This is a genomic window from Amycolatopsis sp. NPDC051045 (assembly GCF_040682955.1).
GTDB lineage: Bacteria > Actinomycetota > Actinomycetes > Mycobacteriales > Pseudonocardiaceae > Amycolatopsis.
The window spans coordinates 42,714-66,779 of the sequence record NZ_JBFBCC010000005.1; the positions used below are offsets into that span (position 1 = coordinate 42,714).

Genomic DNA, 24,066 nt, shown 5'->3' on the forward strand with positions numbered 1-24,066 from the left:
AGCTGAACCATGGCCACGCCCGAGAAGGTGCTCGACGCGCTGCGCGCCTCCGTGAAGGAGGCCGAGCGGCTGCGGCGGCAGAACCGGCAGCTCGTCGAGGCCGCGACCGAGCCGATCGCCATCGTCGCGATGGCCTGCCGGTTCCCCGGCGGCGTGCGGTCGCCGGAGGGGCTGTGGGACCTGGTGGCCCGCGGCGGGGAGGCCGTCTCGGCGTTCCCCGCCAACCGCGGGTGGGACACCGCGTCGCTGTTCGACGACGCCGGTGGCCGTCCGGGCACGACGTACGCGCGGGAAGGCGCGTTCCTGCACGACGCGGACCTCTTCGACGCCGGGTTCTTCGGCATCTCGCCTCGCGAGGCGCTCGCCATGGACCCGCAGCAGCGGCTGCTGCTGGAGACGTCGTGGGAGGCCTTCGAGCGCGCCGGGATCGACCCGGCGTCGCTCCGGGGCAGCCGGACCGGCGTGTTCGTCGGCTCCAACGGCCAGGACTACGCCACCCTGCTGCGGTCGTCGGCCGAGGACGTCGAGGGCTACCTCGGCACCGGCAACGCGGCCAGCGTCGTCTCGGGCCGGCTGGCGTACCTGTTCGGGTTCGAAGGCTCGGCGCTGACCGTCGACACGGCGTGCTCGTCGTCGCTGGTCGCGCTGCACCTCGCCGCGCAGGCGCTGCGGCAGGGCGAATGCGACCTGGCTTTGGCCGGCGGGGTCACCGTGATGGCCACGCCGGGCACGTTCGTCGAGTTCAGCCGCCAGCGCGGGCTGGCCCCGGACGGCCGGGTCAAGGCGTTCGCGGAGGCCGCCGACGGCACCGGCTGGGGCGAAGGCGTCGGCGTGCTGCTGGTCGAGCGGCTGTCCGACGCGCGCCGCCACGGGCACGAGGTCCTGGCCGTGGTGCGCGGCTCGGCGGTCAACTCCGACGGCGCGTCCAACGGCCTGACCGCGCCGAACGGCCCGGCCCAGCAACGGGTGATCCGGGCGGCGCTGGACAGCGCTCGCCTGTCCACATCGGACATCGACGTCGTCGAGGCGCATGGGACCGGGACGACCCTGGGCGACCCGATCGAAGCGCAGGCGCTCCTGGCCACCTACGGTCAGGACCGGGAAACGCCGCTGTGGCTGGGTTCGGTGAAGTCGAACATCGGCCACACGCAGGCCGCGGCGGGCGTGGCCGGCGTGATCAAGATGGTGATGGCGATGCGGCACGGTGTGCTGCCGCAGACGCTGCACGTTGACGCGCCTTCGTCGCATGTGGACTGGTCGGCGGGTGCGGTCGAGCTGCTGACCGAGGCCCGGGAGTGGCCGTCCGGCGACCGGCCGCGCCGGGCCGCCGTGTCCTCGTTCGGCGTCAGCGGCACCAACGCCCACACCATCCTCGAAGCCGTCCCGCCCGCCGAGCCGGTGCCCGCGGAAGCGCCGGTGGGCACGCTGACGCCGTGGGTGCTGTCGGCGAAGACCCCGGAAGCGCTGCGAGCGCAGGCTTCGCGGCTCGCCGCGGTGACGGCCGATCCCGCAGACGTGGCCCGGACGCTGGCCACGACCCGGACGGCGTTCGAGCACCGCTCGGTCGTCCTCGACCCGGCCGGCTCGAACGCGGTCACCGGGGAGGTCCGGGAGGACGCCCGGCTGGCGGTGCTGTTCACCGGCCAGGGCGCGCAGCGGGTCGGCATGGGCCGTGACCTGTACGAGCGGTTCCCGGTCTACGCCTCGGCGTTCGACGAGGTGTGCGGGCACTTCGCCGTTCCGGTGCGGGATGCGGTGTTCGGCGATGTCCCCGGGTTGGACGACACCGGCCTCGCTCAGCCCGCGTTGTTCGCGGTCGAGGTGGCGTTGTTCCGGTTGGTGGAGTCGTGGGGTGTCCGGCCGGATTTCGTGGCCGGGCATTCGATCGGGGAGATTTCGGCCGCGCACGTGGCCGGGGTGTTGTCTCTTGGGGACGCGTGCCGTCTGGTGGCGGCGCGGGCGTCGTTGATGCAGGCGTTGCCGCGGGGTGGGGCGATGGTGTCGATCGCTGCCCCCGAGTCCGAGATTGTCCTGACTGAGGGTGTCTCGATCGCGGCGGTGAACGGTCCGGAGTCGGTGGTGATCTCGGGCGACGAGGCTGCGGTGTTGGAGATCGCGGCGAGGTTCCCGAAGACCAAGCGGCTCAAGGTGAGTCACGCGTTCCACTCGCCGTTGATGGATCCGATGCTGGAGGAATTCCGCTCGGTCGCGGAGCAGCTCCAGTACCACCCGGCGGAGATCCCGGTGGTCTCGAACGTGACCGGTGCGCTCGCCCAGCCGTTCACGGCCGACTACTGGGTGCGCCATGTGCGGGAAGCGGTCCGGTTCGCCGAGGGGGTCACCACTCTCGAAGCCGAGGGCGCCCGGATTTTCCTGGAGCTGGGCCCGGACGGGGTGCTCAGCGCGATGGTCCCGGGGATGGCCGTGGCCGCGTTGCGGCGTGACCGTGACGAGGAGCGGATCCTCCTGACCGCGCTCGCCGGGGTGTGGGTGCACGGCGGCACCGTCGACTGGGCCGCGTACCTGCCCGCTGGGCCGCGGGCCGAGCTGCCCACGTACCCGTTCCAGCGGCAGCGGTTCTGGCCGGCTCCGGCCCACCAGCCGGTGGCCGGCGCGGAGCGCTACCGCGTCACCTGGACCCGCCTGCCGCACTCCACTGCGCCGGCCCTCGCCGGTGACTGCCTCCTCGTCGACCCGTCCCCGCAGCTGGAAGCCGCACTGGCCCACTGGGAAGGCCGGGTGCTCCGGCTCGACGGGCCGATCACCGCGGAGACCGTCGGTGCCGCGGATCCGGTCGTGGTGCTCAGCGGCGCCGGGCCGGAGCGGACCGTCGAGCTCATCCAGGCCCTCGGCGAGGCCGGGGTCGAGGCGCCGCTGTGGTGCGTCACCTCGGGTGCCGTCCGGGCCACCGGCGCGGACCCCGCACCGGATCCGGACCAGGCCGCCGTCTGGGGTCTCGGCCGCGCCGCCGCGCTGGAACTCCCGGACCGCTGGGGCGGCCTCGCCGACCTGCCGTCCACAGTGGACGCGGAGCTGGCCTCCCGGTTCGCCGCCCTGCTGAGCGGCAACGGCGAGGACCAGGTCGCGCTGCGCGCGGACGGTTCCTACGGCCGCCGGCTCGAACACGCCCCGCCGCCGCCCGGCCCGGCGTGGACCCCGCGCGGCACCGTGCTCGTCACCGGCGGCACCGGCGCACTGGGCGCGCACGTCGCCCGCCGCCTCGCCCGTGAAGGCGCCGACCACCTCGTGCTCGTCTCCCGCCGAGGTGCCGATGCACCGGGCGCCACCGAGCTGACCGCCGAGCTCACCGAACTGGGCACCGAGGTGACGTTCGCCGCCGGCGACATCGCGGACCGGGACTTCGTGGCGCACCTGCTCGACCGCATCAGCCCGGGGCTCACCGCCGTCGTGCACACGGCAGGCGTCGTCCGGTCCGCACCGCTGCCGGAGGCGGACGACTTCGCCGGGCAGTGGGCGGCCAAGGCGACCGGCGCGCGGCACCTCGACGCCCTGCTCGCCGACACCGACCTCGACGCGTTCGTCCTCTTCTCCTCGATCGCCGGGGTGTGGGGCAGCGGGCAGCAGGCGTTCTACGGCGCCGCCAACGCCTACCTCGACGCGCTCGCCGAAGCCCGCCGGGCCCGCGGCCTGGCCGCCACCGCGGTGGCGTGGGGCCCGTGGGCGGACGGCGGGATGGCCGCCGACAACGACGCCGAGGACTACTTGCTGCGCCGTGGCCTCCGCGCGCTGGAGCCGGGGGCGGCCGTCTCGGCCCTTCTGCGTGCCGCGGGCGGGGACACGGCCGTCACCGTCGCCGACGTCGACTGGGCCCGGTTCACCGCCGCCTTCACCTCCCGGCGGCCGAGCCCGCTGCTGAGCACGATCCCCGAAGCGACCCTCGACGCCGGACCGGCGCCCGAGCCCGGCGGTCTCGTCACCCGGCTGCGCGGGCTGTCCCCGGCCGTCGCCGACGAGGTGCTGCTCCAGCTGGTCCGCGACCAGGCCGCCGCGGTGCTCGGGCACCCGAGCGCGGCCGCCGTCGCGCCGGACCGCGCCTTCCAGGAGATCGGCTTCGACTCCCTGACCGCGATCGAGCTGCGGGACGCCCTGCGCGCGGAAACCGGGCTCGCCCTGCCCGCGACGCTCGTCTACGACTGGCCGACGCCAGTCGCGCTCGCCGGGCACCTGCGGGCGGGGATCCTGGGTGACGCGGTCACCGAAGCTCCGGCGGCGGTGTCCGCTCATCCCGACGAGCCGATCGCGATCGTCGCGATGAGCTGCCGGTACGCGGGCGGGGTCGCTTCTCCGGAAGACCTGTGGCGCCTGGTGGCCGAAGGCGCGGACGCGGTGTCGGGCTTCCCGGCCGACCGCGGCTGGGACCTGGAGAACCTCTACGACGCCGACCCGGCCCGGCTCGGCTCGGTCACCGTGACCGAGGGCGCGTTCCTCGACTCGGCGGGCGGGTTCGACGCCGGCTTCTTCGGCATTTCGCCGCGTGAGGCGCTCGCGATGGACCCGCAGCAACGGCTCCTGCTGGAGCTCGCGTGGGAGGCCTTCGAGCGGGCGGGCCTCGACCCGGCGACCGTGCGGGGCAGCCGGACCGGCGTGTTCGCCGGCACCAACAGCCACGACTACACGACCCTGCTCCTCGGTTCGGCCGACGTCCTCGAGGGGCACCTCGCCACGGGCAACGCGGCGAGCGTCGCTTCCGGGCGGCTGGCCTACACCTTCGGGCTGGAGGGCCCGGCCGTCTCCGTCGACACCGCGTGCTCTTCGTCGCTGGTCGCGCTGCACCTGGCGGTCCAGTCGCTGCGGCTCGGCGAGTGCTCGATGGCCCTGGCCGGCGGGGTCACCGTGATGGCCACGCCGGGCACGTTCGTCGAGTTCAGCCGCCAGCGCGGGCTCGCCGCCGACGGGCGCTGCAAGGCCTTCGCCGAGGCCGCGGACGGCACGGCCTGGGGCGAAGGCGCCGGTCTGCTGCTGCTGGAACGGCTTTCGGACGCGCGGCGCCACGGCCACCAGGTCCTGGCCGTGGTCCGCGGCTCGGCGGTCAACTCCGACGGCGCGTCCAACGGCCTCACCGCGCCCAACGGCCCGGCCCAGCAGCGCGTGATCCGGGCCGCGCTGGCCGGGGCCGGGCTGGCATCGTCCGATGTGGACGCGGTGGAGGCGCACGGCACCGGCACGACCCTGGGCGACCCGATCGAGGCGCAGGCGCTCCTGGCCACGTACGGCCAGGACCGTTCGACGCCGCTGTGGCTCGGCTCGGTGAAGTCGAACATCGGCCACACCCAGGCGGCGGCCGGGGTCGCCGGGGTGATCAAGATGGTGATGGCGATGCGGCACGGCGTGCTGCCGCGGACCCTGCACGTCGACGCCCCCTCGTCCCATGTGGACTGGACTGCGGGCGCGGTCGAGCTGCTGACCGAGACCCGGGAGTGGCCCTCAGGTGACCGGCCGCGCCGGGCCGCGGTCTCGTCGTTCGGCATGAGCGGGACCAACGCGCACACCGTCCTGGAAGCCGTTCCCCAGCCCGAGCTCGCGCCGGCCACCGCGGCGGGACCGGTGCCGTGGGTGTTGTCGGCGCGCTCCGCCGATGCGCTGCGTGGACAAGCGCAGGCGCTGCTCGCCCGGGTGGACGACGCTCCGGCGGACATCGGTTTTTCCCTGGTCACCACCCGGGCTTCCTTGCCGCACCGCGCGGTGGTGGTCGGCGACCTCGCTGCCGGCTTGGGCGCCCTGGCCGACGGCACCCCGGCGGCCGACGTCGTGACCGGCGTCGCCGGGACACCGGGCAAGGTCGCGCTGGTGTTCCCCGGGCAGGGTTCCCAGTGGGCGGGCATGGCGCTGGAGCTGGCGGACTCGTCGCCGGTGTTCGCCGCCCGGCTGGCCGAGTGCGCGACGGCCCTGGAGTCCTTTGTCGACTGGTCCTTGCGTGAAGTCCTGGCCGACGCGGAGGCGCTGAGCCGGGTCGACGTCGTGCAACCCGCGCTGTTCGCCGTGATGGTGTCGCTGGCCGAGCTGTGGCGGTCGTTCGGCGTGGTGCCGGACGCGGTCGTGGGTCATTCGCAGGGGGAGATCGCCGCCGCGGTGGTGGCGGGCGCGCTGTCGCTGGGGGATGGCGCGCGCGTGGTCGCGCTGCGCAGCAAGGCGATCCTCGCCCTCGCCGGGCGCGGCGGGATGGTGTCGGTGGCGGCATCCCTCGCCGCGGTCGAAGCGCGGCTCACGACCGGGCTGTCGATCGCGGCGGTGAACGGCCCGGCCGCGGTCGTGGTCTCCGGTGAGCCGGGGGCCCTCGACGAGCTGATCGCGGCTTGCGAAGCCGACGGGATCCGCGCGAAGCGGGTGCCGGTGGACTACGCGTCCCACTCGCCGCAGGTCGAGCAACTGCGGGACGAACTCCTCGGCGTCTTGGCCCCGATCACCCCGCACGCGACCGAAACGGCCTTCATCTCGACGGTGACCGGCGAGTGGGTTGACGGGTCCACATTGGACGCGGAGTACTGGTACACCAACCTGCGCAGCACGGTCCGGCTGGACACGGCGGTCGAGCGGCTGAAGAGCGAGGGTTTCGGCACGTTCGTCGAGACTTCCCCGCACCCGGTCCTGACGATGGCGATCGGCGAGGATGTCGTTGCGCTGGGGAGTCTGCGCCGGGACGACGGCGGTCTCACCCGCTTCCACACGGCGCTCGCCGAGGCGCACGTGAACGGCGTGCAGGTCGACTGGACCCCGGCCTTCCCGGACGCCCACGTCGTCGACCTCCCCACCTACGCCTTCCAGCGCAAGCAGTACTGGCCCCGCCCGGCCACCCGCACCGGCGACGCCGCCGGGCTCGGCCTCGGCGCCGTCGAGCACCCGCTGCTCGGCGCCGCGGTCACCCTCGCCGACGACGACCGGCTCGTGCTCACCGGACGGCTGTCCCGGCGCACCCACCCCTGGCTCGCCGACCACGAGGTCCTCGGCGCGGTTCTCCTGCCCGGCACGGCCTTCGCCGAACTCGCGATCCACGCCGGTGACCACACCGGGTGCGGCACCGTCGAAGAGCTCACCCTCGGCGCGCCCCTTTCCGTGCCCGCCACCGGCGGCGTCCAGCTCCAGGTCGTCGCGGACGCACCGGGCGAAGACGGCCGCCGCGGCGTGACCATCAGCGCCCGTCCCGACCAGCCCGGCGCGCGCTGGACCCGGCACGCCCAGGGCGTCCTGGCCCCCGGCACGCCCGAGCCCGCCGGGATTCCGGCGGAGTGGCCGCCTGCCGGCGCGGAAGCCCTCGACGTCGACGGCCACTACGCCGCGCTCGCCGAGGCCGGGTACCACTACGGGCCCGCCTTCCGCGGCCTGCGTGCGGCCTGGCGCCGTGACGGCGAGGTGTTCGCCGAGGTGGCGCTGCCCGGCACCGACGCGTTCGCTCTGCACCCCGCCCTGCTCGACGCCGCCCTGCACGCGCTGGGCCTCGGCGGGTTCTTCCCCGACGACGGCCAGGCCCGCCTTCCCTTCGCCTTCACCGACGTCGCGTTGTTCGCCGCCGGGGCCACCGCCCTGCGCGTGCGCCTGGCCGCGGCCGGCCCGAACGCCGTGTCGGTCGTGGCCACCGACCCGGCGGGCCGCCCGGTCGCGGTCATCGGCTCGCTGGCGTTCCAGACCGCGTCCACAGTGGACGCCGTGCCGGACACGCTGTTCCGCACGGAATGGCTTCCGCTCACCGCGGCCGGGGAGGCGCCCGGGTTCGTTTGGCTGTCCGGGTCGCCGGCCGACCTCGGCGCCGTGCCGGACGCGGTGGTCCTGCCGGTCACCGGCACCGACCAGGTGCTCACGACCGCGCAGGAATGGCTGGCCGACGAGCGGTTCGCCGGCGCCCGGCTCGTCGTGCTCACCACGGGCGCGCTCGCCGCGCTGCCCGGCGACCCGGTGCCCGGGCTGGCCCAGGCGCCGGTCTGGGGCCTGATCCGCTCGGCGCAGACGGAACACCCGGGCCGGTTCGTCCTGCTGGACGTCGACGACCGGGCCGACGCCGAAGCCGCCGTCGGCGCGGCGCTGGCGTCCGGAGAACCGCAGGTCGTGGCCCGTGCGGGGACGCTGCTCGTGCCGCGCTTGGCCCGCCCGGCCACCGAACTGGCCCTGCCCGCGGACCACGCTTGGCGCGTCGGCACCACCGGCACCGGCACCCTCGACGGCCTCGCGACGCTTCCGGCGCCGGAGGCCGAGGCCGACCTCGGGCCCGACGAAATCCGCGTCGCGGTCCGCGCCGCCGGGCTGAACTTCCGAGACGTCCTCATCACGCTCGGGATGTACCCGGGCCAGGCGCTGATGGGCGGCGAGGCCGCCGGGGTCGTGCTGGAAACCGGGGAACGGGTGCGCGGCCTCGCCGCCGGCGACCGCGTCACCGGCCTGTTCACCGGCGCGCTCGGCCCGGTCGCGGTCACCGACCACCGCCTGGTCACCCCGATGCCGGACGGCTGGAGCTTCGCCGAGGCCGCGTCGGTGCCCGTCGCCTTCGCCACCGCCTACTACGGGCTGTTCGACCTCGGCGGGCTCGAAGCGGGCCAGTCCGTGCTCGTGCACGCGGCCGCGGGCGGGGTCGGGATGGCCGCCGTCCAGCTCGCCCGGCACCGCGGCGCCGAGGTGTTCGCCACCGCGAGCGCCGGCAAGCACGACGTGCTTCGGGATCTCGGCCTCGACCCCGGCCACCTCGGAGACTCCCGATCCCTGTCCTTCGAGGACCACTTCCGTGCGGCGACCGGCGGCCGCGGGGTCGACGTCGTGCTCGACGCCCTGGCCGGCGAGTTCGTCGACGCGTCCCTGCGGCTGCTGCCGCGCGGCGGCCGGTTCGTCGAGATGGGCAAGGCCGACGTCCGCGACGCCGACGAAGTCGCCCGCGCCCACGAAGGCGTCCGGTACCGCGCGTTCGACCTCATCGAAGCCGGACCCGGGCGCCTGCAGGAAATCCTGCGCGAACTCGCCGGGCTGTTCCGGGACGGCGCGCTCACCCCGCTTCCGCGGCGGACCTGGGACGTGCGCCAAGTACCGGAAGCGTTCCGGTTCATCAGCCAGGCCCGGCACGTCGGCAAGAACGTCGTGACCCTGCCGCGGCCGCTCGACCCCGACGGCACCGTGCTCGTCACCGGCGGCACCGGCACGCTCGGCGCCCGCGTCGCGCGGCACCTGGTGACCGCGCACGGCGTCCGGCGGCTGCTGCTGGTCAGCCGCCGCGGCCCGGCCGCGCCCGGCGCCCTCGAACTGGCCGGCGACCTGACCGCACTGGGTGCCGAAGTCACGATCACCGCCTGCGACGCCGCCGACCGCGACGCGCTCGCGCAGGTGCTGGCCGCGATCCCCGCCGACCGGCCGCTGACCGGCGTCGTGCACACCGCCGGTGTTCTCGACGACGGCCTGTTCACCGGCCTCGACCCGGCGAGGCTCGCGGACGTGCTGCGGCCCAAGGCCACCGCCGCCCTCAACCTGCACGAGCTGACCCGGCACACGGACCTCGCGTTGTTCGTGCTCTTCTCGGCCGCCGCGGGTGTGTTCGGCACGGCCGGGCAGGGCAACTACGCGGCCGCGAACACCGCGCTCGACGCCCTGGCCGCGCACCGCCGCGCGCTCGGCCTGCCGGGCGTGTCGCTGGCCTGGGGCCTGTGGGCGGAGGCGAGCGGCATGACCGGTCACCTGGGCGCCGCCGACCTGGCCCGGATGTCGCGAGGCGGGATGACCGGGCTGTCCGACGCCGAAGGCCTGGCGTTGTTCGACGCGGCCATCGCGCGCGGCGAGACCCTCGCGATCCCGGCGCGCCTGGACCTCTCGGGGGCGACCGGCCCGGTGCCGCCGCTGCTGCGCGGACTCGTCCGCGGCACCCGCCGGGCCGCCACCGCGGCCGCGGCCGGGGACGGCGACCTGGCCGTCCGGCTGCGGCCGCTGCCCGCCGCCGAACGCGATCGCCGTCTGCTGGAACTGGTCCGTGACCACGTGGCCGCGGTACTCGGACACGACACGGCCGGCGAAATCGAGCCGGACCGCTCGTTCGCCGAACTCGGCTTCGACTCCCTGACCGCGGTCGAGCTGCGCAACCGGCTCGGGGCCGCGACCGGCCTGCGGCTGCCCGCGACGCTGGTGTTCGACCACCCGGCCCCGGCGGCGCTGGTGACGCTGCTGCGCACCGAATTGTTCGGCGGCGGTGCGGCGGCCGTGGAGGTGGTGGCGGCCGGCGTGACCGGCGACGACCCGGTCGTGATCGTCGCGATGAGCTGCCGCTACCCGGGCTCGGTCGCCTCGCCGGAGGACCTGTGGTCGCTGGTGGCGGGGGGCGTCGACGCGATCTCGCCGTTCCCGGACGACCGCGGCTGGGACCTCGACGGGCTGTACGCGCCCGAACCGGGGACGCCGGGCCGGATCTACGCCCGCAGTGGCGGGTTCGTGCTCGACGCCGGCCGGTTCGACCCGGAGCTGTTCGACATCTCGCCGCGCGAGGCGCTGACCATGGACCCGCAGCAGCGGCTGCTGCTGGAAGCGACGTGGGAGGCGTTCGAACGCGCCGGCATCGACCCGTCGTCGGTCCGGGGCAGCCGGACCGGGGTGTTCGTCGGTGCCGCCACCTCCGGCTACGGCACCGGTGCGGCCACCGACGGTCTCGAGGGGCACCTCATGACCGGCGGCACGTCGTCGGTGGCGTCGGGCCGGTTGTCGTACGTGTTCGGGCTGGAAGGCCCGTCGCTGACGGTGGACACGGCGTGTTCGTCGTCGCTGGTGGCGTTGCACCTGGCGGTGCAGGCGCTGCGGCGCGGCGAGTGCGATCTGGCCCTCGCGGGCGGGGTGACGGTCATGCCGACCCCCGGCGTCCTGCTCGCCTTCAGCCAGCAGCGCGGCTTGGCCGCCGACGGCCGGTGCAAGGCCTTCGCCGAGGGCGCGGACGGGACCGGCATGGCCGAGGGCGTCGGCCTGCTGCTGGTGGAGCGGCTGTCGGACGCGCGTCGCCTCGGGCACGAGGTCCTGGCGGTGGTGCGCGGCTCGGCCGTGAACTCCGACGGGGCGTCGAACGGCTTGACCGCGCCGAACGGCCCGTCGCAGCAGCGGGTGATCCGGGCGGCACTGGCCGATGCCGGGCTGTCCCCGTCCGAAGTGGACGCCGTGGAAGCGCACGGGACCGGCACGAAGCTGGGCGACCCGATCGAAGCGCAGGCGCTGCTCGCGACCTACGGCCGAGAGCGGGAAACGCCGCTCCGGCTCGGCTCGGTGAAGTCCAACCTGGGCCACACCCAGGCCGCCGCGGGGGTGGCGGGGGTGATCAAGATGGTCATGGCGATGCGGAACGGTGTCCTGCCGCGGACGTTGCACGTCGACACCCCGTCGTCCCAGGTGGACTGGACGTCGGGCGCGGTCGAGCTGCTGACCGAATCGCGCGAGTGGGCTTCCGGCCGGCCGCGGCGGGCGGGCGTCTCGTCGTTCGGGATCTCCGGCACCAACGCCCACACCATCCTCGAGCAGGCCCCGGACGCCGTCGCCGAGGACCGCGAGCCGGTCGCCGGTCCGGTGCCGTGGCTGCTGTCGGCCAAGAGCCCGGCGGCGCTGCGGGCCCAGGCCGCCCGGTTGCACGAGTTCCTGGGCGACCGCGAGGTGGTTCCCGCGGACGTCGCGCTCAGCCTGGCCACGACCCGGGCCGACCTCGGCCACCGCGCGGCGGTCGTCGGCGAATCCGGTCCCGGGCTGCTGGCCGCGCTGGCCGCGATCGCCGGCGGCGACCCCGGCGCGCTCACCGGCAGCGGCACCCCCGGCCGCCTGGCCGTCCTCTTCACCGGGCAGGGCGCGCAGCGGCCGGGCATGGGCCGCGAGCTGTACGCGCGGTTCCCGGTGTTCGCCCGGGCCTTCGACGAGGTTCGTGCCCTGCTCGGGGACATCGACCTGGAGCAGCTCGACCAAACCGGTAATGCCCAGCCCGCGATCTTCGCCCTCGAAGTCGCCCTCTTCCGGCTCGTCGAGTCGTGGGGCGTGCGGCCGGACTTCGTGGCCGGGCATTCGATCGGCGAGCTGGCCGCCGCGCACGTCGCCGGAGTGCTGTCGCTGCCCGACGCGTGCACGCTGGTCGCCGCGCGGGCGAGCCTGATGCAGGCGCTGCCCGAGGGTGGTGCGATGGTCGCCGTCGGCGCTCCCGAGGCGGACGTCCGGGCCGCACTGGACGACGACCGCGTCGGCATCGCGGCGGTCAACGGGCCGGCCAGTACGGTGCTCTCCGGCGAGGAGACCGCGGTCCTGACGCTGGCCGGGGAATTCGCGGCCCGCGGCGTCAAGACCAAGCGGCTGCGCGTCAGCCATGCCTTCCACTCGCCGCTGATGGACCCCATGCTGGCGGAATTCCGTGCGGTGGCCGCGGAACTGGAGTACCGCGAGCCGGTGATCCCGGTGGTGTCCACCTTGACCGGCGCGCTCGCCGAGCCGTTCGCCCCGGACTACTGGGTGCGGCACGTGCGCGAGACCGTCCGGTTCGCCGACGCGGTGCGCACCCTCGCCGACGGCGGCGCGAGCACTTTCCTGGAACTCGGTCCCGACGCCGTCCTGTCGGCGATGGCGGCCGAGACCGCCGACGTCCCGGCGGTGCCGACGCTGCGGGCCGGCGAAGACGAGCCGCGAGCCGTGGTCACGGCGTTCGCGCGGCTGCGGACCGCCGGGTTCCCCCTCGACGCCTCGGTGCTCCTGGAGGGCGCCCGGCGGACCGAACTGCCGACGTACGCCTTCCAGCGGTCGCGGTTCTGGCTCGAACCCGCGCCCCCGGCCGAAACCGGCGACCGCGGCTTCTGGGCCGCGGTCGACGCGGGTGACCTCGGACTGGACGCCGACGCCATGGCGGCGCTGGACCGCTGGCGCGCATCGTCCACCGTGGACACTTGGCGGTACCGGGTCACCTGGCGGCCCGTGGCCGTGGCCGCGGGCCGGCTGACCGGCCGCTGGCTCGTCCTCGGCGCGGACGGGCCCGTCGCGGCGGTGGCGGAGGCGTTGGCCGCCCACGGCGCCGAACCGGTGGTCGAGTCCGGTGCCGGGGACCGTGCCGCGCTGACGGCCCTGCTCCGCGACCACGCCGACGTCGAAGGCGTGGTGTCCGTGCTGGCCTGCACCGGCGGACCCGAAGCGGGGCTGGCCGCCAACCTCACGCTCACCCAAGCCTTCGCCGATTCCGGCGTCCCGGCGCGGCTGTGGTGTCTCACCCAGGGCGCGGTCATGGACGTGTCCCGCCCGGACCAGGCGACGACTTGGGGCTTCGGCCGGATCGCGGCCCTGGAGCTGCCGTCCGCGTGGGGTGGTCTCGCCGACCTGCCCGAAATCCTCGACGCGGCGGCCGGGGCCCGGCTCGCCGCGGTGCTCGCCGACGGCACCGAGGACGAGGTGGCCATCCGGCCGGACGGCGTCTTCGCCCGCCGGCTCGCGCCCGCCCCGGCCGGGGAAACGCGGGACTGGCGGCCCCGCGGCACGGTGCTGGTCACCGGCGGCACCGGCGCGCTCGGCGCCGCGGTGGCCCGGGAACTCGCCACGGCGGGCGCCGAACACCTCGTCCTCACCGGCCGGCGCGGCGCCGAGGCACCCGGCGCGGCCGAGCTGGCCTCGGAGCTGTCTGCCCTGGGCGTGCGGGTCACGCTCGCCGCTTGTGACGTGGCGGACCGGGACGCCCTGGCGGAGGTCCTCGCGGCGATCCCGGCGGAACTGCCGCTGACCGCGGTCGTGCACGCCGCCGGCACCGGCCAGCACGGCCCGATCTCCGCGATCACGCCCGAGGAGGTGGCGGCGGTCCTGGCCGGGAAGGTGGCCGGGGCCCGGCACCTCGACGAGCTGACCCGCGACCACGACCTGGCCGCGTTCGTGCTGTTCTCCTCGATCTCCGGGGTGTGGGGCAGCGGCGAGCAGGCGGTCTACGGCGCGGCCAACGCGTTCCTCGACGCGCTGGCCGAGCAGCGCCGGGGCCGCGGGCGCCCCGCGACCGCGATCGCCTGGGGCCCGTGGGCCGGGTCCGGGATGGCGGCCGATGTCGACGCCGTGCGCATGCTGCGCGGGCGCGGGCTCCCGCCGATGGATCCCGCGCTCGGTGTCGCGGCGTTCCGGCGGGCGCTGGCCGCCGGCGACACGGCCGTCGTCGTCGCCGACGTCGACTGGGCCCGGTTCGCGCCGGTCTTCACCGCGGCCCGGCCGCGCCCGCTCCTGGCCGACCTCGCGGCGGTACGGGCCGCACTGGCCGAACCGGAGCCGTCGGAACCCGCGACCGGCTTCGCTGCGCTGCCCGACCGGCCGAAAGCGCTGCTCACGCTGGTCCTGGAGCAGGTCGCGGGCGTGCTCGGGCACACTTCGGCCGCGTCGATCGGGCCCGAGCGCGCGTTCAAGGAGCTCGGTTTCGACTCGCTGATGGCGGTCGAGCTGCGCAACCGGCTCGCCGCCGGGACCGGGCTGAGCCTGCCCGCGTCCCTCGCCTTCGACCACCCGACGGCCGCCGACCTGGCCGAGGAACTGGACCGCCGGTTCGGCGGCGACGGCGAGGCGTCCGGCGTCCGGCTGCTGGACGAGCTCGACCGGCTGGAGGCCGCGTTCGCGACCGTCACCGAGGCGGACCTGGCCCGGGTGCCGGCGAGTGACGAGATCACCGCTCGCCTGAAGGGCTTCCTCACCCGCTGGAGCGAGCTGGCCGGCGGTCCCGGCGGGACCGACCTCGGCGGCGCCAGCGACGACGAGCTCTTCGACTTCATCGACAGCACCTTCCGTACTTCGTGAAAGACAGTGGGGCGGCCATGGCCAACGAGCAGAAACTCCGTGACTACCTCAAGTTCGTCACGGCCGATCTGAAGGACACCCGCGACCGGCTCGCCGACGTTGAGGCCCGGGACCGGGAGCCCGTCGCGATCGTGGCCATGAGCTGCCGCTACCCCGGCGGCGTCGGTTCGCCCGAGGACCTGTGGCGGCTGGTCGAGAGCGGCACCGACGCGATCGGCGGCTTCCCGGACGACCGTGGCTGGCCGGTGGGTTCCTTCCAGGGCGGCTTCCTGCACGAGGCGGGCGAGTTCGACGCCGGGTTCTTCGGCATCTCGCCCCGCGAGGCGCTCGCCATGGACCCCCAGCAGCGGCTGCTGCTGGAGACGTCGTGGGAACTGCTGGAACGGGCGCGGATCGCACCGAAGTCGTTGCGGCGCAGCAGCACCGGTGTGTTCGTCGGTGGCGCCGCTTCGGGGTACGGCACCTCCGGTGGTGAGGACGAGGTCGCCGGCTACCTGCTCACCGGGACGGCGGGCAGCGTGCTGTCCGGGCGGCTGTCCTACCACCTCGGCCTGGAAGGCCCGTCGGTCACGATCGACTCCGCGTGCTCGTCGTCGCTGGTCGCCCTGCACCTCGCCGCCCAAGCGCTGCGGCGCGGCGAGTGCACCCTCGCGATCGCCGGCGGGGTCACCGTCATGGCCACCCCGGGCACCTTCGCCGAGTTCGACCGGCAGGGCGGCCTGGCGGCCGACGGGCGGTGCAAGGCCTTCGCCGACGCGGCCGACGGCACCGGCTGGGCCGAGGGCGCCGGCCTGCTGCTGGTCGAGCGGCTCTCGGACGCGCGGCGCCACGGGCACCCGGTGCTGGCGGTCCTGCGCGGCTCGGCGGTGAACTCCGACGGCGCGTCGAACGGGCTCACCGCCCCCAACGGCCCGTCCCAGCGCCGGGTGATCACCGCCGCCCTCGCGGCGGCCCGGCTGGCTGCGGCGGACGTCGACGTCGTCGAGGCGCACGGCACCGGGACCGCGCTGGGCGATCCGATCGAAGCGCAGGCGCTGCTGGAAACCTACGGCCGCGACCGGGAAACGCCGCTGTGGCTGGGTTCGGTGAAGTCGAACATCGGGCACACGCAGTCGGCGTCCGGGGTGGCGGGCGTGATCAAGATGGTCATGGCGATGCGGCACGGCGTGCTTCCGCGGACGCTGCACGTGGACCGGCCGTCGTCGCAGGTGGACTGGTCGGCCGGTGCGGTCCGGCTGTTGACCTCGGAGCGGGAGTGGCGTGCCGGTGACCGGCCGCGCCGGGCGGGCGTGTCGTCGTTCGGGATCTCCGGGACCAACGCGCACGTGATCGTGGAGGAGGCCGAACCCACGCCGGTACCGTCCGCGACGCCGGTGACGGGACCGGTGCCGTGGCTGGTGTCGGCTCGCGGCGCGGACGCTCTGCGCGCCCAGGCGGCGGCTCTGGTTCCTTTCGCCGACGGCGATCTCCCGGACGTCGGCGCGACGCTGCTCGCCGGGCGCAGCGCGTTCGAGGACCGGGCCGTCGTGTTCGGTACCTCGGCCGAGGAGTTCCGGACGGGACTTTCCGCCCTCGCCGCCGGTGGCGGTGCGCCGAACCTGGTGCGTGGCAGCGTCGTGCGGGGCGGGCTGGCGGTGTTGTTCACCGGCCAGGGTGCGCAGCGGGCCGGGATGGGCCGGGGGCTGTACGAGCGGTTCCCGGTGTACGCCTCGGCTTTCGACGAGGTCTGTGCGCACTTCGGTCCGGAGTTGCGCGAGGCCTTCGACGACGCGGTGCGTCTGGACCGGACGGAGTTCACCCAGCCGGCGTTGTTCGCGGTCGAGGTGGCGTTGTTCCGGCTGGTGGAGTCTTTCGGTGTGCGCCCGGATTTCGTGGCGGGGCATTCGATCGGGGAGATTTCGGCCGCGCACGTGGCCGGAGTGTTGTCCCTTGAGGACGCGTGCCGTCTGGTGTCGGCTCGGGCGTCGTTGATGCAGGCGTTGCCGCCGGGTGGGGCGATGGTGTCGATCGCCGCCCCTGAGTCCGAGATTGTCCTGACTGAGGGTGTCTCGATTGCGGCGGTGAACGGTCCGGAGTCGGTGGTGATTTCCGGGGACGAGGCTGCGGTGCTGGAGATCGCGGCGAAGTTCGCGAAGACCAAGCGGCTGAAGGTGAGCCACGCGTTCCACTCACCGCTGATGGACCCGATGCTGGACGAGTTCCGTGCGGTCGCGGAGACCCTGACGTACCACCCGGCGCGGATTCCGGTGATCTCGAATGTGAGCGGTGCTCTCGCGGAGCCGTTCACGGCGGAGTATTGGGTGCGGCACGTGCGGGAGGCGGTCCGGTTCGCCGACGGCGTTTCGACGCTCGAAGCCGAGGGCGTCGGCATCTTCCTGGAGCTGGGCCCGGACGGGGTGCTCAGTGCGATGGTCGGCGGTACCGCGGTCCCGGCGTTGCGGCGTGACCGCTCCGAAGAGAGAGCACTGCTCACGGCGTTGAGCACTGTTCACGTCCACGGCGTCGACGTCGACTGGGCCGCGTTCCTGCCGACCGGGACGCGGGTCGACCTGCCGACGTACCCGTTCCAGCGGCAGCACTACTGGCTCACCGGCACGGCGGAAGTGTCCACAGAGGACGGGGCGTTCTGGTCGGCGGTGGAAAGCGCGGACACCGGCGACCTCGCCGCCGCGCTCGGCCTCGACGCACAGCTGGCGGAAGCGGTGCGCCCGGCTCTGTCCGCCTGGCGGCACCGCAGCCGCCGGGACAGCACGGTGGCGGCGTGGCGGTACCGGGCCGAGTGGACGCCGTTCACCCCCGGCCCGGGTACGCCGGGGCGGTGGCTGCTGGTCTCTCCGGCCGGGGACGAAACCGCGGCGCGGCTGGCCACGCTGCTCACCGGGATCGTGCCCCTGACCACGGTCGGGGAGTCCCGGGCCGCGTTGGCCGACCGCCTGCGCGCAGCCGGTCAGGGCTGGACCGGGGTGCTGTCCGTCGGCGGTGACGTGGCCGCGACCACGGTTCTCCTCCAGGCCCTCGGCGACGCGGGGAGCACCGCGCCGCTGTGGTGCCTGACCCGCGGCGCGGTCGCGGTCGGCCGCTCCGACGCGCTCACCGCGCCGGAGCAGGCCGGCCTCTGGGGCCTCGGCCGCAGCGCGGCGCTGGAGGTACCCGACCGCTGGGGCGGCCTCGTCGACCTCCCCGCCGAGCTGGACGAAAGGGCCGCAGGCCGCCTCCTGGCGGCACTGGGCGGCGACGAGGACCAGGTGGCGGTGCGCGGTTCGGGCGTGTTCGCGCGGCGGCTCGTCCCCGCCCCGGCCGGGAAGGCAGCGGACTGGCGGCCCCGCGGCACGGCCGGCGCGGTGTCGGTTGCCGGCGGCTCCGGCAGTTCCGCTCCGGCCGGAAACTCGGGCCACGGGCACCTCCGCGGCACGGTCCTGATCACCGGCGGCACCGGCGCGCTCGGCGCCCGCGTCGCCCGCTGGGCCGCGGCGCACGGTGCCGACCGGCTCGTCCTCACCTCCCGGCGCGGCCCCGACGCCCCCGGCGCCGCCGCACTGGCCGCCGAGCTGATCGCCGCCGGGACCGAGACCGCCGTCGAAGCCTGCGATGTCGCCGACCGGACCGCGCTCGCCGCCCTTCTCGACCGGATCGGCGCCGACCTCCGGGTCGTCATCCACGCTGCCGGCGTCCTCGACGACGGCGTCCTCGACACCCTCACCCCCGAGCGGCTCGCCCACGTCGAGGCGGCCAAGGTCACCGGCGCGCTCCACCTCAGCGAGCTGACCCGGGACCTCGACGCCTTCGTCCTGTTCTCCGGCCTCGCCGGCACCCTCGGCGCCGCCGGGCAAGCCGCCTACGCGGCCGCCAACGCCCGGCTCGATGCCCTGGCCGAGACGCGCCGCGCCGCGGGCCTGCCCGCCTTGGCCGTCGCCTGGGGACCGTGGGCCGGCGGGGGGATGGCCGGCGGCGAAGTCACCGCGCGGCTCGGTGCCGCCGGGCTCAGGCCGCTCGACCCCGACCTCGCGCTCGACGCGCTCGAAGGGGCGCTCGCCGCGGGGGACACGGCCGTCGCGATCGCCGACGTCGACTGGGCGGTCTTCGGCCCGGCGTTCACCGCCGCCCGGCCGAGCCCGCTGCTCGCCGAGCTGGCCCCTCCGGCCGAGACCGCCGTCGCCCTCGAACTCACCGCGGCCGGCGTGCTGGACCTCGTCCGCGAACACGTCGCCGCGGTGCTGGGGCACGCTTCGGCGGCCGCCGTCGACCGTGGCCGCGCCTTCAGCGACCTCGGGTTCACCTCGCTCTCGGCCGTCGAACTGCGCAACCGCCTGCGCGCCGCCACCGGCCTCGACCTGCCCGCCACCCTCACCTACGACCACCCCGACCCGGCCACCCTCGCCCGGCACCTCCACGCCCTGCTCACAAACGAGAGCACTGCTCCGATAGTGGAGCATGCTGCCACCACGGGCGACGACGAGCCGATCGCGATCGTCGCGATGGCGTGCCGGTTCCCCGGCGAGGTCCGGTCGCCGGAAGACCTCTGGGACCTCGTCGCGCGCGGGGCCGACGCGCTGTCCGCCCCGCCCGCCGACCGCGGCTGGCCGGACCACCTCGCCGCCGTCCGGCCGGGCGGGTTCCTCGCCGGGGCCGCGGACTTCGACGCCGCCCTCTTCGGCATCTCGCCGCGCGAGGCCCTGGCCATGGACCCGCAGCAGCGGATCCTCCTGGAAACGGCGTGGGAGCTGTTCGAGCGCGCGGGCCTCGACCCGCGCTCGCTGCGCGGCGAACGGATCGGCGTCTTCGCCGGCACCAACGGCCAGGACTACCCCGCGCTGCTCACCGACGCGGGCGATGACGTCGCCGGCTACGTCGGCACGGGCAACGCGGCCGCCGTGGTGTCCGGCCGGATCGCCTACGCCTTCGGGCTCGAAGGCCCCGCAGTCACCGTGGACACGGCCTGCTCGTCGTCGCTGGTCGCGCTGCACTGGGCGCGGCAGGCGCTGCGGGCGGGCGAATGCGACCTCGCCGTCGCCGGCGGCGTCACGGTGATGGCGACGCCGGGGGCGTTCGTCGAGTTCGACCGCCAGGGCGGCCTTGCCCCGGACGGCCGCTGCAAGGCGTTCGCCGAGGGCGCGGACGGTACCGGCTGGGGCGAAGGCGCCGGCCTGCTGCTGGTGGAGCGGTTGTCCGACGCCCGCCGCCACGGTCACGAGATCTTGGCCGTGGTGCGGGGTTCGGCGGTGAACTCGGACGGCGCGTCGAACGGCTTGACCGCGCCGAACGGCCCGTCGCAGCAGCGGGTGATCCGGGCGGCCCTCGCCGACGCGGGGCTGAAGCCGTCCGAAGTGGACGTTGTCGAGGCGCACGGCACCGGAACGAAGCTCGGTGATCCGATCGAGGCGCAGGCCTTGCTGGCCACCTACGGCCAGGAGCGCGAAGAGCCGCTGTGGCTGGGTTCGGTGAAGTCCAACCTCGGCCACACCCAGGCGGCCGCCGGGGTCGCCGGGATCATCAAGGTGGTCATGGCGATGCGGAACGGCGTTCTGCCGCCATCGCTGCACGTCGACGCGCCGTCGTCCCATGTGGACTGGAGCGCGGGCGCGGTCGAGGTGCTCACCGAGACCCGGAAGTGGCCGTCCGACCGGCCCCGGCGCGCGGGCGTGTCGTCGTTCGGGATCTCCGGCACCAACGCCCACACCATCCTCGAACAGGCACCCGACGACGTCGTCGTCCACGACACCGCACCGGTGGGCCTGCTGCCGGTACCCGTCTCCGCGCAGACCGAGGCCGGGCTGCGTGAGCAGGCCCGCCGCTTGCTGGCCGCCGAGCGCGGCGCGCTGCCGGACGTCGCCTTCTCCCTGGCGACCGGCCGCGCGGCCCTGCCGCACCGCGCGGTGGTGCTCGCCGAGGACGACAGCGAGTTGGTCCGCGGCCTGACCGCGCTGGCGGAAGGCGCACCGGACCCGGGCGTGGTCCGCGGGGAGGTGCAGCCGGGTTCGCTCGCCGTCCTCTTCACCGGCCAGGGTGCGCAGCGGGCCGGGATGGGCCGGGGGCTCTACGACCGGTTCCCGGTGTACGCCGAAGCGTTCGACGCGGTGTGCGCCGAGTTCGACCGGCTCTTGGACCGCCCGCTGCGCGAAGTGGTCTTCACCGGGGCGTCCTTGGACGAGACCGGAGCCACCCAGCCCGCGCTCTTCGCGGTGGAAGTCGCGCTGTACCGGCTCGCCGAGTCGTGGGGTGTGCGGCCGGATTTTGTGGCGGGGCATTCGATCGGGGAGATTTCGGCGGCGCACGTGGCCGGGGTGTTGTCTCTTGTGGATGCTTGTCGTCTGGTGTCGGCTCGGGCGTCGTTGATGCAGGCGTTGCCGCCGGGTGGGGCGATGGTGTCGATCGCCGCCCCGGAGTCGGACATCGTGTTGACTGAGGGTGTCTCGATTGCGGCGATGAATGGTCCGGAGTCGGTGGTGATTTCGGGTGACGAGGCTGCGGTGCTGGAGATCGCGGCGAAGTTCGCGAAGACCAAGCGGCTGAAGGTGAGTCACGCGTTCCATTCGCCGTTGATGGATCCGATGCTGGACGAGTTCCGGGCCGTGGTGGAGACTTTGACGTACCACCCGGCGCGGATTCCGGTGATCTCGAATGTGAGCGGTGCTCTCGCGGAGCCGTTCACCGCGGACTACTGGGTCCGCCACGTGCGCGAAGCGGTCCGGTTCGCCGACGGCGTCTCGACGCTGGCGGCCGCGGGGGTCGGGGTGTTCCTGGAGCTGGGGCCGGACGGTGTGCTGAGCTCGATGGTCCCGGGCACGGCGATCCCGGCCCTGCGCCGCGACCGTGACGAAGCACGAACGTTCTTCACCGCCTTGGCGGCCTTGCACACCACCGGGGTGTCGCTGGACTGGACCACGCTGCCCGGCCACCGGATTCCCTTGCCCACTCACGCATTCCAGCGAGAGCGCTTCTGGCCCGCTCCGGCCCCGCGCCCGGTGGGCGGCGAGGTCGACGCGCAGTTCTGGGCCGCGGTCGACCGCGCGGACGCCGCCGGGCTCGCGGCCGGGACGGGCGTGCCCGAACCGGACGTCGCCAAGGTGCTGCCCGCGCTGGCGTCGTGGCGGCGGGAGCGGGCCGAGGCCGCGGTGACGGACTCGTGGCGCTACCGGATCACCTGGGTCTCGGTGCCGGAGCCCGTCGCGGCGACCCCGGCCGGCCGGTACGTGATCGTGGCGGCCCCCGGCGCGGCCCGCCGCTGGGCGGACGCCTTGGCGCGCCCCGGAGTCCTCGTCACCGGACCGGGCGAGCTGCCTGCGGCGGCCGGCCCCCTCGACGGAGTGGTACTGGTTTCGGCACCCGGCGACGACGCTTTGGCGGATGCCGTCGCGTTGGCCAGGGCTGAAATGGCCGCGCCGCTGTGGTGCGTCACCCTCGGCGCGGTCACCGTGCCCGGCGACGACACCGCCGGAGACCCGGAATTGGCCGGGTTGTGGGGCTTCGGCCGGGCGCTGGCGCTGGAGGCTCCGGAACGCTGGGGTGGTCTGCTGGACGTGCCCGAGACCCCGGACGAGCAGCAGGCAGCCCGGGTGTGGGGAGTCATCACCGGTGCGGGCGGCGAGGACCAGCGGCTGGGTGCTCGGGTCGCAGGGATGGCGGCCGGTGCGGGCGGCGAGGACCAGCGGCTGGGTGCTCGGGTCGCAGGGATCGCAACCGGTGCAGGCGTTGCGGAGCGGCGCCCGGCCGCCGAGGCCCTGACGAATGTCCCTGCTGGGGGCGGCGAGGACCAGCAGCCGGCTGCTCGGGTCCCGGAGAGGGCGACCGGCGAGGATCAGCTCGCACTGCGCCCGTCCGGGGTGTTCGCACGCCGCCTGGTGCGCGCGTCGCTGCCGGTCCCCGCGCCGTCGTGGACTCCCAGTGGCACCGTCCTCATCACCGGGGGCACCGGGGCTCTGGGCGCGACCGTCGCCCGCTGGGCCGCCGGGGCGGGGGCCGGGCGCCTGGTCCTGCTGAGCCGCCGCGGCCCGGATGCGCCGGGCGCCGCCGGACTCGTCGATGAACTGCGCGCCGCCGGTGCCGAAGCCACCGTCCTCGCCTGCGACGTGAGCGACCGTGAAGACCTGTCCCGCGTCCTCGAGCGAATCCCGGCGGTCACCGCCGTCGTGCACGCGGCCGGCGCGAGCCAGGCCACCGCGTTCGCCGACCTCGGCGACGACGGGTTCCGGCGGGTCCTCGAGGCCAAGGTGGCCGCCGCCCGGCACCTCGACGAGCTGCTCGGCGACGACCTCGAAGCCTTCGTCCTGTTCTCGTCCATCTCCGGCGTGTGGGGCAGCGGTGGCCAGACCGCCTACGCCGCGGCGAACGCGCAGCTCGACGCCCTCGCCGGACAGCGGCGGGCCCGTGGCCGCGTCGCGACGTCGGTCGCGTGGGGACCGTGGGCCGGCAGCGGGATGGCCGCCGGCGCCGCCGAACAGGAGCACCTCCGCCGTCGCGGGCTGACGCCGCTGCCGCCGGCCGGGGCGCTCGCCGCGCTGCGGGCGGCCGTCGGTGCCGGGGACACTGCCGTGGTCGTCGCGGACGTCGACTGGGCGCGGTTCGCCGCCGCCTTCACCGCCACCCGCCCGAGCCGCTTGTTCACCGAACTGCCCGAAGCGCAGCTCCCCGAGCCGCCCGCGGTCACCGGGGCCACGCGGTTCACCGGCCTGGCGCCCGCCGACCTGCTCGCGGAGCTGGTCACCCTGATCCGGACGGAGGCCGCGCAGGTGCTGGGGCACGCCACCACCGCCGCGGTCGACCCGAAACGCGCGTTCACCGAACTCGGCTTCGACTCGCTCACCGCCGTCGAACTGCGGACCCGGCTCGCCGCGGCGACCGGGCTCACGCTGCCCCCCACCCTGGTGTTCAACCACCCCAACGCCACCGCGCTGGCCGAGCACCTGGGGGCGGAGCTGGGGGAGAGCACCCCGAGCGTCCTGGCCGAGCTCGACCGGCTGGAAGCGGCCCTGGCCGGCGGCGAGCCCGACCGGTTGACGCGGACCGAGCTCGCCGTGCGGCTGCAGACGCTGCTGAGCCGCTACGCCGAACCGGCCGCGAAAGCCCCGGCGGGCGAGCTCGATTTCGCCGACGACGACGCACTTCTGGAATTCATCAACAATGACCTCGGTAAATTGTAAAAGCCCGCCCGAAAAAGGAAATCCTGCTCCCCGCCGGGAGCAGGATTTCCCTGTGTAGGGGCCCCTGTTAGGGGAATCTTTAGGGGTTGTAGGGCCAAAACGGGTCCCATAGCCTCACTTTGATGCCACTTCGGCGCGCGGATGTGCCGGGTGTCCGCACTTCGCTGGAGAAAAGGCTGGTGGCACTGAC

Annotated in this window: 2 protein-coding genes; both read left to right on the plus strand. The window is 74.9% G+C overall.

Annotated elements, in window-relative coordinates; translation table 11 throughout:
* The first annotated feature begins 9 nt into the window (after nucleotides 1-9).
* Entirely contained in the window at nucleotides 10-14,739 is a 14,730-nt protein-coding gene (locus AB0M80_RS14315; protein ID WP_364563780.1) for a type I polyketide synthase, read from the plus strand.
* 17 nt (nucleotides 14,740-14,756) lie between these two features.
* A complete protein-coding gene (locus tag AB0M80_RS14320) occupies nucleotides 14,757-23,876 on the plus strand; it encodes an SDR family NAD(P)-dependent oxidoreductase (protein ID WP_364563783.1) in 9,120 nt (3,039 codons plus the stop codon).
* The last annotated feature ends 190 nt before the right edge of the window (nucleotides 23,877-24,066 follow it).

What these genes read in the sequence shown, in the direction of transcription:
- AB0M80_RS14315 (WP_364563780.1), top strand. Translation starts at nt 10, where the DNA reads ATGGCCACGCCCGAGAAGGTGCTCGACGCGCTGCGCGCCTCCGTGAAG.
- AB0M80_RS14320 (WP_364563783.1), top strand. Translation starts at nt 14,757, where the DNA reads ATGGCCAACGAGCAGAAACTCCGTGACTACCTCAAGTTCGTCACGGCC.